General features: G+C 61.6%; 8 protein-coding genes. 6 read left to right on the top strand and 2 right to left on the bottom strand.

What is annotated here, in order from left to right:
- The first annotated feature begins 331 nt into the window (after positions 1 to 331).
- On the top strand, positions 332 to 1,291 hold the full coding sequence (locus PLJ71_14875; protein ID HQM49970.1) for a hypothetical protein: 960 nt from the start codon (positions 332 to 334) through the stop codon (positions 1,289 to 1,291).
- Between the two features lie 93 nt (positions 1,292 to 1,384).
- Positions 1,385 to 3,001, top strand: coding sequence for a beta-N-acetylhexosaminidase (locus PLJ71_14880; GenBank protein HQM49971.1), 1,617 nt, complete (start codon positions 1,385 to 1,387; stop codon positions 2,999 to 3,001).
- Between the two features lie 118 nt (positions 3,002 to 3,119).
- On the opposite strand, the gene PLJ71_14885 is transcribed toward PLJ71_14880, so the two are convergent.
- Positions 3,120 to 5,405, bottom strand: coding sequence for a pectinesterase family protein (locus tag PLJ71_14885; GenBank protein ID HQM49972.1), 2,286 nt, complete (start codon positions 5,403 to 5,405; stop codon positions 3,120 to 3,122).
- Between the two features lie 87 nt (positions 5,406 to 5,492).
- Positions 5,493 to 6,443, bottom strand: coding sequence for an OB-fold nucleic acid binding domain-containing protein (locus tag PLJ71_14890; protein ID HQM49973.1), 951 nt, complete (start codon positions 6,441 to 6,443; stop codon positions 5,493 to 5,495).
- 164 nt (positions 6,444 to 6,607) lie between these two features.
- Here PLJ71_14890 and PLJ71_14895 point away from each other — a divergent pair, with 164 nt between their 5' ends.
- The 4 genes from PLJ71_14895 to PLJ71_14910 form a co-directional block, all read left to right on the top strand.
- Positions 6,608 to 7,612, top strand: coding sequence for a hydroxyacid dehydrogenase (locus PLJ71_14895; GenBank protein HQM49974.1), 1,005 nt, complete (start codon positions 6,608 to 6,610; stop codon positions 7,610 to 7,612).
- A 73-nt stretch (positions 7,613 to 7,685) separates the two neighbouring features.
- Positions 7,686 to 10,166: a heparinase II/III family protein gene (locus PLJ71_14900; GenBank protein ID HQM49975.1), complete on the top strand. Its 2,481-nt coding sequence runs from the start codon at positions 7,686 to 7,688 to the stop codon at positions 10,164 to 10,166.
- 38 nt (positions 10,167 to 10,204) lie between these two features.
- Entirely contained in the window at positions 10,205 to 10,582 is a 378-nt protein-coding gene (locus PLJ71_14905) for a hypothetical protein (protein ID HQM49976.1), read from the top strand.
- Between the two features lie 246 nt (positions 10,583 to 10,828).
- On the top strand, positions 10,829 to 12,326 hold a 1,498-nt coding region (locus PLJ71_14910; GenBank protein HQM49977.1), incomplete at its 3' end, for a sugar isomerase.

Genomic DNA, 12,326 nt, shown 5'->3' on the forward strand with positions numbered 1-12,326 from the left:
CTGGTATTCCTGGGCGTCGCCCCATGTTATTCTAAATCAGCTCCTTCGGGGGCGAACTGCGGACGGCTCCCAAGAGTCTCTTGGGACCCGCAGTGTCGAAGATCGTTCCGAATGGAGACGATTGCACATGACCCTCAAGTGAGTGCTATTCAAGGCGGTTAACTATTTGGATTGCCGGCGCTGCGTTCGCCGTCTTGGTAGCAAGGCATTGGATGCTGTACAATCGCTATGAAGCTAAGCACAGGGAACTATCAAGAGGAGATGTTCCCATTTATGCTGTTTGACCCAGTGAGTGGGCCATTCGTAGCGGCAATGTTTACGGGGAGCTTTGATGGGTGTTGAAGTCCAGACTCTTCGCCTCCTTTTGTTGGCAAAGAGAGCGGGCGTCGGCTTCAATGCCACAATCTCGCTAGGTCACCAAGATATCCTGGTGACATCGAATCGGCTTCGTGATGTGTTTGCGGCATTCGATATGCAAATATCTGAAGCGGAAGCCGTACTTATGACTACGAGCAGCAATCGATTTTGTGACGAATTGTTCGCGAGATTGGGTGCGACACAGATAGACTCCGTTGATGCCTCTGGATTTGAGGAAGCCACCATTTTGCATGACCTGAATCAACCTTTTCCTTCGCATCTCGTAAACCGATACAGCCTGGCTTTCGATGGCGGCACATTAGAGCACGTATTCGATCTTCCGAGAGCCCTAAGGAATTTCATGGAGTTGCCGTCGATCGGCGGTCACATAATCATGGTTTCCCCCGCAAACAACCATATGGGGCACGGTTTCTACCAGTTCAGCCCGGAACTTTTCTATAGGGTATTCTCGGAAGAAAACGGATACAGGCTACGTGCACTTTATCTTGCTCGACTTTTTTCGGATAGCGACTGGTTCAGAGTTATGGACCCCGCCATTGTTCAGAGTCGAGTTGGGTATAATTCCACGCTTAGTGCCTTCAGCTTATTGGCGATAGCCCGACGAGTGAGTCTTGCACCCATTTTCAAAAATCCGCCGCAACAGAGTGACTATGTATCAGAGTGGAAGAATCGACCGAATAAGACAGAGACTGGAAATCGGTTGAGCTTCTTTGAAAGGGCGGTGAATCAAGAGACACGGCAAACGCACGGGTTTGCGAAAGTCAAGTCTCTGATAAAGAAGGCGGTCCCCCATCGAACCAAGGAACGTCTGCGCGCGTGGCGGGCGTGGGCTGAACCTAATCCGAAGCATTTTGAGCGATGCTTCTCTTTAGCGGCCGAGCAGCGTCGTTTAGAGCACGAAGGGACAGAATAGGTGACGGCTCTCCCTCTTGCTGCGTTGCGGGTGGCGGGGGCATTGCGCTAGCATGCGGTCTTCCGACCACTATAACCAGGGAGGTGGACTGCGATGTTGTTTGAGGTGGCGCTTTCGATGTGGGTACTGACTGCGGCCGAAGGGGAAGGGGCGGAGCAGCCCGTTCTCATTCCGTTGCCGGCGCAAATGGAGGCCAAACCGGGCCGGTTCGGCATTAACGCGGAGACGGCAATTGTATACGACGCGAATGCTGCGGGGGCGGAAGCGGCGGCGGGCGCATTGGCGGAGTACCTGCGTCCCCCAATGCAACTCCCATTGCCGGTGCGTGCAGGGGAAAGCCCTGCTGCCAGCACGATCTTCTTTGGGAGCGGCGAGGGGCTTGAACAGGCGGACGGCGAGGGCTACCGTCTCACGGTAACGCCCGAGGGCGTGGTCATTCATGCGCGTGCAGCGGCGGGGCTGTTTTACGGCGCGCAGACGCTGCGCCAGCTCTTGCCGCCGCAGGCATTTGCGCGTGAAGCGGCAAGTTCCCCGGCATGGTCCGCGCCGTGCGTCGAGATCATGGACCGCCCCCGGTTCGCGTGGCGTGGAATGATGGTCGACACGGCCCGGCACTTCATGCCGAAGGAGTTTCTCAAGAAGTACATTGACGTGATGGCCATGCACAAGTTCAACCGTCTTCACCTGCATTTGACCGATGACCAGGGGTGGCGCGTCGAGATCAAGAAATATCCCAAACTTACCGAGGTGGGAGCCTGGCGCGCAGAGACGCAGGTGGGGAAACCCCGCGGGGGCGAGTACACGTTCGATGGGATAAGGCACGGCGGATTCTACACGCAGGACGATATCCGCGAGCTTGTGGCTTACGCCGCGGCACGGCACGTTACGCTCGTGCCTGAAATCGAGATGCCCGGGCACGCTCAGGCCGCCATCGCGTCGTATCCCGAGCTTGGCTGCACCGGCGAACAGCTTCCCGTGCGTACGCGTTGGGGCGTAAACGAAAACGTGTTCAATGTCGAAGAGAGCACTATACTGTTCTTGCAGGACGTGCTGAGCGAGGTGCTCGAGCTCTTCCCGGGCGAGTTCATTCATATTGGCGGGGATGAGTGTCCGAAGAAGCAATGGAAAGAGAGTCCGCGCGTGCAGGAGCGCATGCGCGAGTTGGGAATAGAAACCGAAAACGCGATGCAGAGCTGGTTTATCGGGCGCATGGACGCGTTTCTCACGGAGCGCGGGCGGCGGCTTATCGGTTGGGATGAAATCCTCGAAGGAGGCCTTGCGCCAGGCGCGACAGTGATGTCGTGGCGCGGCATCGACGGCGGGATTGCCGCGGCCAAAGCCAACCATGACGTCGTAATGGCCCCAACAACGCACACCTATTTCGATTATTACCAGTCCAAGAACGAGTCGGAGCCGCTGGCGATTGGGGGATTCCTGCCAATCGAGCGGGTATACGAGTTCGAGCCCGTGCCCAGCCAGCTTTCCGAGATGGAGGCCCGGCATATCCTTGGCGCGCAGGCGCAGATGTGGACGGAATACATCAAGACCCCCGAGTATCTGGAGTACATGGCATTCCCTCGTGAGTGCGCTATGGCAGAGGTGGTGTGGACGCTCCGGGAACGCAGGGAGTTCGGCGGGTTTATGCAGCGCCTGCGCATACACCTGGAACGCCTCGCAGCCCTAGGCGTAAACTACCGTCCCCTGGATTGACGCAGGCGGAAGGGAACTTCGGGAACGGCGTTCCCATGCGCATTGGCGGCCAGACAACGAAGCCGTCGCAGGCAACGAGCCGGACGGCTGCGGCCATTCGAGGTTCATGGCGCGGGAATCATTCCTTGTTGTTGATGCGGGTGACCTCGCAGTCTTCGCCAATGAACCAGTCCTCGGGCTGATTGCCCGAGAACGCGCAGTCCTTGACCGTGCCGCGGCCGGCTTCGTATGCGCGCACGCCATAGCGGCGGTTTTTCGCGATGGTGCAGCCTCGCACGGTGGGGTTGCCTGCGGTGGCGATAGAGATGCCCGCAAGGGCGTTCTGCGAGATGTCGCACGACTCGATGATGCCGGCGCCGCCTTCGTTAACGAAAATGCCGCTGCCCTTGCTTTGCCGGATCTTGCATTGGCGCACCGTCGGATTGGCGCCGGATTTAATCTGTATGCCCGCGAGACCGTTGCCCGCGATCTCGCAATTCTCGACGATGCCTTGTGCTCCGCCGTAGAAGAAGATGCCTGCCTGCGTGCTGTCGTGGATGTTGCAGCCGCGAATGGTGGGGACCGTGCTCGCGCCATTGACGGCGACAGCGGACAGCGAATCGGTGGCGATATCGCAGTACTCGATGAGGAGACGTCCCTGAGCGCAATAGACGGTGTAGACGCCCCGGTTGTCGAAGCTCGAGGAACTGCGGAGGGTCAGACCGTGCACTACGGCCTGGCTGGTCTCGATAGTGATGCAATCGGCGTTGGTGCTTTCGATGCGAATCTCGCTTACTGCGCCGTCGCCGATGAGCGCAACCGGTTTATCGATAACGACGGCCTCCTTGTATACCCCCGGCTTGATAAAAATGGGGGTATCAGGTGCGACGGCCCCGATTGCCGCTCCGATGGTTGCATAGCCGCCGGCGCCATCGGGCGACACGACAACTCCCTTTTCGCGGAGTTTTGCCACGAATTCCTGCCGTTTAGCGCTCTGTGCCGCGGCGGCTGCGTCGTCGTATTTGCCGCGGGCCTGCTCGAACAACTCGGCTGCTTTCGCTGGGTCGTGCTGCGCGGATTGCGTGGCGAGGTCGAACAGCGCGTCTGCTTCGGCGGCTTGCTGTTGAGCATACTGCCGAATCTCGTCCGTGATCCGGCTTTGCGCCTCCTGGGCGCGGGCTTGGGCCGCCGCAAGGCGCTCTTGCGCTTTGGCGGAAGTCTTCTCGGGCTCGGAAGCGCGTTGGGCGGCCACGCGCAGAGCCTTGGCGTACTCTTCCTGGGCCAGTTCATACAGCGCCTTGGCCTGCTCGGGGGCGTCGTCCGCGTCTTCGGCGGCGTTCCATGCCGTGTCGCCCGCGACGGCCTCTTTCTGGGCGAGGGTACGTACCTCTTGCGTGACCTGGTTCCGGATTTCCAAGGCCGCTGCCTTTGCTTTTGCGGCAGCCTCTTCGGCCTCTGTCATTGCCTCTGTCTTTTTGGCAGCCTCGCCGTAGAGCTCCGCCGCGAGTTCGTAGGAGGCCTTGGCATCGTCGGGGGCGGAGACTTCCATCTCGGCAGCGTCGGCCATGTGCTTACTGGCGGCCTCGAGGGTGGTCTGCGCGACCTGCAGCGTGCGCCTGGTTGTCGCCTGGTCGCGCGCAGCTTCCGCGCGCAGCTTTGCCTGCAGCACATCTTCCCGGGGGCTGCCCTGAGGTTCCTCGGGAACCGGGGTGGCGGCTGGCGGCGTTTCTTCTGGAGGCGGGGCTTCACTCACGGTCTCGGTCGGCTCGACCACTGCCACCACGGGCGGGGCCGGAGGGGCGGCCGCGGCGGGAGCCTCTGTTCCGGTTGTCGCGGCCTGTTCGGCAGGCGTTGGCGCGAGCGCTTCCGTGGTTGGAGGTTCCGCGGCCGGCGCCTCCTCGGACTGGGCGCTCTCGAGCAGGGGCTCCTTGTTTTCCGCGAGGGCTTGCTGCGCGGCCAACCTTGCTTCCACAAAGAGCGACTCAGCCTTGCCGAATTCCGCGCGGGCTTCCTCGGTCTTGCCCTCGGACAACAGCTTCTCGGCCGCGTCGAGGGCTTCTTGCCCCCGGGCGAACGGCTCCGGTGCGCGCTCGCCGGCCCCCACCGTGCGGGCCTCTTCAAGGGCCTTTTGCGCCGGGGCGCGCAGGGCCGCGCGTTCTTCATCAGAGGGCCGGACCATCGGCTCGATTTCCGACACCGTCGTAACACGTTCCGAGGGTATTGCGGGCCGCGCGGGCGGCCCTTGTTCGGACGCAGCATGTGACGGCGTAGGTTCTCCCTGCGCAGCGTGTTCTTCGGGAGATGGTCTGGAACACCCCGAAACCGCTGCTGTTACTGCGGCACACAGGGCCGCGAGACAGATAACCGTCGCGATGGTGGATGATTTGATGGGCGAACGTCGTTTGATTCCGGATGAGCGAGACACGGCAAGTACTCCCCTGAAAGACAATGTCCCCACAACTTGTATCCAACCGTGATTAAAATGGCTTAATTGCCCGGCGGGCCGGCGAGGCTATTCGCCCTCTTTTGTCCAGATGGGCCGTTCGATAAGCCCGATGTATTCCGACCAGTCCTGTCCCCGGCCTTTGGCTTCCTCGACGATCCGGCTGAATGCATCGATCTGGGCATCGAGGTTATCGAGATGGTGCAACGCCATGGCCTCAACGGTCTTGGGTACCACCGGCGAGCCGTTTACCAGCTCGCCATGGTGGGAGAGCACGCAGTGAAGCACCTGCAGCCGTAAGGATTCTGGGAAACCCTCGATAGCGCGGATGCGCTCCTGAACCATATCCGCGCCGATCACCAGGTGCCCGAGCAACTTGCCCGGCGTGGTGTAATCGACGTACATGCCGTGCGACATTTCCGCAATCTTGCCCACGTCATGGACCAGGATTCCCGTCAGGAGCACATCCCGGTCGATGTTGGGAAACACTGCGCACAGGGCATTCGCCAGCCGGGCCAATTCAAGACAATGCTGTGCCAGGCCGCCGGTGTAGGCGTGATGCCACTTCTTGCCCGCGGCGGCTTCCGAAAAAGCGGCCATGAAGGCTTCGTCGCCGAGAAAAGCCTCGACGAGCTTGGCCAGCCACTCGTCTTTCACGGTCCGCATGACGGCGGTGAATTCCGCCACGGTCTTGTCGAGCGCTTCCGGCACGTACGACAAATCGCTCAGGTCGTATTCTCCGTCGCGCAGGGGAAGTACTTGGTCGACCCTGATCTGTAGACGGCCCTGGTAACTGGTAACCGAGCCCTGCACATTGACCACGTCGCCCACCTCGAACAATTTGGCAACCGCGACGGCGTTGTTCCAGAGAATGCCGCCGATTTCGCCGGTCTTGTCCTTGAACACCATGCCGAGGAACTTGCCGCCGTTGCGCTGGTCTCGGATATCTTTCCGGACAGCGAGGAAGTAGTCGTTGATACGGTCGCCCTCCTGGAGGGCTTCTACGAACTGCCGTTTCATGAGTTCTCCTTTGTTTGCAGCCGCACGAGTGTGCGAAAAGGGTTTGATGGAGGCCCTTTGCGCCGTCTCGAATGCCTAGAGTATCGTGCAGACACTCCGCCTTGCAAATGACCGGTGCCGGCGTTACCCTAGGTCATCGGTCTTGTCGGGGGAAGGAGGATAGCATGCCGAAGCCGCGAACCGTGGTGCTGCTTACGCGCGAGATGCAGCATAAGGTGTTTTCAGAACAGCACTTGGCTCGTCTCGGCGAGCTTGTAGCGCTGGTTCCTGCCGACCGCGATGAAATCACGCCGGACTGGCAGCAATCGGCCATGGGGGGCGCGGAAATCATCATCACGGGGTGGGGAAGTCACGCCATTAGCGACGCCATGCTCGATGCCGCCCCCGGATTGCAGCTGATGTGCCATTCGGCGGGGTCCATCAAGCATCTGGTATCGGAGACATTTGCCGCGCGGGGCATCCGGGTGACTTCGGCGGCCCCCGCACTGGCGGTGGGCGTCGCGGAATACGCGTTCGGGCTGATGCTGATGTCGATGAAAGCGGTTTGGGCCTGTGTCGCGGCGACGAACCGGGGCGAATGGGAGCGTGAAGCGGTAATCGATTGGATTTGCGAGCCGTATGGCGCCACGGTGGGCATCGTTGCGGCGAGCAACGTGGGGCGCGAACTGATCCGCCTCTGCAAAACGCTTTCTCTTGAGAGCATTCTGCTTTATGACCCGTTTGTGAGCGAGGAGGAGGCGCAGCGGCTCGGCGTGGAGAGGGTGCCGCTCGAGGAACTCATGCGGCGCTCGGACGTGGTGCAGCTGTGCGCGCCCAATATTCCCGCGACGCACCACATGATCAACGCGGAGATGCTGGCGCTGCTGCGGGATAAGGCGGTATTCATCAACACCTCGCGGGGCGCGGTGGTCGACGAGGCGGCGCTGGTCGCGGAACTCGAGAAGGGACGCCTTCTGGCGTGCCTGGACGTGACGGACCCCGAGCCGCCGGAAACGGGAAGCCCGTTGTACAGGCTTCCGAACTGCATACTCACGCCTCATATCGCGGGAGCGGTGAAACAGAACATCCGGCGGCAAGGGGAGTCGGTTGTCGAGCAAATCGAGGCATTTGCCGCGGGCAGACCTATGCCGTGCGAAGTGGCGCTCGAACGGCTGGATGTTCTGGCGTAACCGCTCCTCCAGTTTGCGTAGAGGCTTGGGGTAAGAGGCGCGTAACAGACGGAACCGGGCGGGAGAAGCGTATATGACAAGCATTTCGTTGCTGGCGGCAGTATTGGTCTGTTCCGGCCAGGTGCACTGGGAACATCCCGCCGGGATCGTCACGGCCGAGACCGTGTCGGAGGTGCGGGAGCGCATCCAGACCATGGACTGGGCCGCCGGGATGGTGGCGTCGCGCAAAGAGACGCTTCAGCGGTGGCTCGATATCCCGTCCGAGGAACTGGCGCGTGTCTTTCCGAAAACGTGCGGCAACGTCTACCACAACTTCTCGTGTCCGGACGACCGCCACCGGCTCACGTTTGACCCGTTCGAGCCGGACACGTACACGTGCCCCTCGTGCGGCAAGACCTATCCCGCGGACACCGATGCGGGCATTTATGCGAAAGAGGACCGGTACAACGGGACCATGCGGGACGGCTGGGAATGTCTGTTTTACGAGCAGGCGGGCGCGGTGGCGGCAACCCTGGGCCTGTTGGGGCGGCTTGAGCCGGACGGACCGCGGTATTCCGGGCGCGGCGTCGAGATCCTGATGCTCTATGCGCAGACCATCGAGGGCCTGAAAACGGACGTTGCCGACGAACCCCAGCATTCTCGGATTCTGACCTATCATCGCGAGGGAGACAACAAGGTCTTGAACGACCTGGCCTGCGCCTACGAGCTCTTGCGGGACGCCATGACGCCCGAGCAGCGTGCGCGGTTCGAGACAGTGGCTTTGAAGCGCATGCTGGACGATATCATGCTCGAGCCGGTCTACCGGTATAACCACAACAACATCTACCAGTGGTACCGGACCGTGCTGCAGACCGCGCTGTGCCTGGAACGCGAAGACCTTATCGACTGGAGTTTCGGGTACGGTCCCTACGCGCCCGAGACGCAGCCGGAGCACGTGAGCATCCGGCGCATCATTGAGACGCATTTCAAGCCCGACGGCGCGTTCTGGGAGCTGTGTTCGGGGTATCACCTGTACCCGATGCACTCGTTTTGCGAAATGGCGGTGTTAACGCGGAACCTGTCGCGCATGGATCCTGAGCGGTTTCCGCCGGACCGGTACGACCTCACGCAGCCGGACAGCCCCGGGGGCAGAGTCATCAAGAACGCGCTCGAGTGGTTCGTGTCGATGGCGATGCCGGACCGCACCATGCCGGTGGTCGGAGATTCGACCATCTCGCGGTCGGATATGGCGGATTATTACACTACCGCCGAGGTGGGATACCGGTTTTTCAACGTGCTCGCGGTGGGCGACTATGCGAGGCTGCGCGAGAAGCAGCGCAGTTGGGACGCGCTGCTCTACGGCGCGCCGCAGATCGTTCAACACGATACGCCGTTCACGAGTTCGTTCCTGTCGAGCGGGTGGGTATCGCTTCGCAACGAATGGCAGGGGAACCGCGTGTGGGCAGGTCTGAATGCTTTGATCCAGGGCGGCGGCCATCAACATGCCGACCGGCTTACGCTGGTGACCTATTCGCAGGGAGAGCTGCTCGCGCTCGAAAAGGCTACGCCATACAACGAGAGCACGACGAGGGTTCTCGGGCGGCTGACGCCGTCGCACAACACCGTCACCGTTGACATGACCTCCTCGGTAATGGGCCATGCTCTTACGCCCGAGCAGACGCCTGTCGTGGCGCATTTTTTCCCGGCGCAAACGGCGAAATTCGCCCAGCTCCACGGAGACCGCCTGTATGCGCAATGCAGCGTGTACCGGCGGGCGGTGGCTATCGTGGAAGACGTGATCGTGGATTGCTTCGACGTGCAGGGAGGGATTACCCACGACTGGATGGTCCATCACGCGGGGCCTGCTCCCGTATTCTCGGCCGAGATGGCGGGGGGGCAGTTCGAGCCCAGGGACTGGCTCTACAACGGCACGGCCAATATCCGCCAGGGGGCGGGCGATACGCTGTGGGATGCCCGCTGGAGCGTGGACGGCGTGACGTCCCGGCTCGCCATGTTGCCCGCCGAAGGAACCGAGGTCTTTGCGCTCGAAACCTATCCGACGGACAACGCTTTGATCACGGAGAAGGATCCGCCGTGCCAGACGCTATGTGCCCGGCGGAAGAGTGATGCGCCATTTGTGGCCGTGTGGGATGCCTGGAAGGAGGCGCCAAACCTGACCTCCGTATCGCCGGGAAGCGGGCCGAAATCCGTGAGAATCCAGACCTTATCGAATGTGTATTACTTCGTATTCGGGGGAGAAGCGCAGTTTCCCGACGGCGTGAGCATCACAACCGATGGGGTCTTTGCAGTCTATCGGCCTTCCGGAGGACTGATGTTTGCGGGGGGAACCCGCGCGGCGGTTTCGACGCCGGCCGGCTCGCTTCGTGTCAGTTCAAACGCTGTGGCATCGGTCGCCGTCGAATTTGCCAGCGGCGAGGCTGCCGTGGAAATTTCGGGCGATATCCAGTACGACACGTACGGCGGGGTGGACCATTACCGCGAACCTCCGGACGTTACGGTCGCGGTCGAGGGTGACCTTTGGCGGGTCGAGCGCACGGTGCGCCGCGTCTTGTAAGGAAACCGTATGAGCGTTGTCATGCGTAAGGAGGGACCATGAAAAAGCTGCAGTTTGTACTTGTCTTAACCGCGGCGTTCCTCGGCGGAATGGTCTCGGCCAAGTTGCCGGGCGCGGTGCATGCCGCGGTCGACCATGACGCACAAAAACTGGATACTCTCGAGGTCCGGGTCTTGAAGGTGGTTGATAAAGAAGGCAGGACCCGGGCCTGGCTCGGCATGGAGGAGGGGGTGCCGCTGTTCGTGATGGAAGACAAGAACGGCGAGCCGCGCGTGGCGTTGGGCGCGAGCGATGCAGGCGCAAGTCTCTCGTTGATAGGCGGCGAGAACAAGACGGGGATAGCCATATTTGAGGCTGCGGACAAGCGGGTCGTGTGGCGGGCGCCAGAGACGCTCCAAATTCCTTCGGACAAGTGACGGGCATCCAGCCGGCGAATCGAACTGGTTGCTTCCCGCCGCTTGAGCGCAGGGCGTTTTCCATGTTACGGGCGGGATGTGGAATATTCTGGCGGCTCCGCCCCGCGGAGAGGTTACCCGGCAAAATCGCTTCGCCATTGGACTCCGCGGGGTTTAGCGGTAAACTGGTTGTTGGAATGTCTTGGCGCGTTGAACTTCAGGGGCATCCGGGAGGATTGCAGCATGTGCAAATGTTGTGGCGCGAACATGAATCGGAGAACGTTTCTCGGCGCGGGCGCGGCCATGGCGGCAGTGACCGGTCTGGCGGCCATGGCGCCGCGCGCTGAAGGCGCGCAAGCCTCGTGGCCGGGGGATTTCTGGGACCCCGATAGACCGTATGCCGTGCCGGCGCGGCCGCTGCGTGTGCAGCCCGTCTTGATGTACCGCGTTGCCGAGCCGCGTCCGCAGACCTCCTACAAGTCCTGGGGTGGTGTGCAGTCTCACGCAGCGGCTGAGGAAGAGGCGGGGCGAATCGAGAAGGAGCTCGCGGGGCTCGCGCAGGATGCGGGTTTCGCGATGCAGGTGCTGCCGGTGGTTCGGGTCACGTCTGCCGACGAGCTTGCGAAGCTCGACCGTGCGGCGTTTGACGCGGCCATTCTGTATCCCGCCTCCGGCGGCGGCAGCCTGCTTCAGGCTGGCATGGACCTGCCCAACCCATTGATCTTCGTGCGGCATCGTTCGGGCCCGCTGTATTACTGGTACGAGGCGCTGAGCGTGCGGTATCTGCGCTCCGGCCGGCCGGATTATGAAGCCTCCCGGGAAGGGCCGACGCCGGACGTGTCGGTTCATGATGTCGTGGTCGACGAGCTGGGCGAGCTGTCGTGGCGTCTGCGGGTCCTGCACGCGGTCCACAACACCCTGGCCGCCCGTGTGGTGGCGCTCGGGGGCGCGCAGGGCAAGTACGCTCCGAATGCGCCTCAAGAAGCCCGCGACCGGTATGGCATGGAGCTTGTCGAGGTGCGCTATGACGATTTCGCGCCCCGGATTTCTGCCGCGCTGGCGGACCCGGAAACGATGCGGTGCGCGGAGACGTGGACGGACCGGTACCTCGCGATGCCCGGCACGTCGCTCGAAACCGGCCGCGAGTTCGTGGTCAACGCGTTCGTGTTGTATGGGCTGTTCAAGGAACTGATGGCCGAGAACAAGGCCTCTGCGTTCACCATCAACGGCTGCATGAGCACCATCATACCCATGTCGAAAACGACGGCATGCCTCTCGCTGAGTCTCATGAACGATGAAGGGACGCTGGCTTTGTGCGAATCGGATTTTGTCGTGGTGCCGCCGGCGGTCTTGCTCTATCAGTTATGTGGCGGGCCGGTCTTCATGCATAACTCGACGTTTCCGCACAACGGGGTCGTAACCTGCGCGCATTGCACGGGCCCGCGCCGTATGGACGGCGCGCGTTATGAGCCCGCGCGCATCGTCACCCATTACGAATCGGATTACGGGGCCGCGCCGAAGGTCGAGATGCCGCTGGGCGCCAAAGTGAGCTTCATCAATCCCGAATATGCCGTGGGCCGCTGGGTGGGGTGCCGGGGAGAGGTTATTGACAACCCCTTCCTGGAGATTTGCCGTTCACAGCAGGATGTCCGGCTTGAGGGCAACTGGAAACGGCTCCTCGACGAGGTTCGCGATTCGCATTGGCTTATGGTCTACGGCGACCACCTGCGCGAGCTCGGCTATGCGGCGAGCCGGCTGGGATTGG

Source organism: Candidatus Hydrogenedentota bacterium, from assembly GCA_035416745.1.
In the GTDB taxonomy this organism is placed as follows: domain Bacteria; phylum Hydrogenedentota; class Hydrogenedentia; order Hydrogenedentales; family SLHB01; genus UBA2224.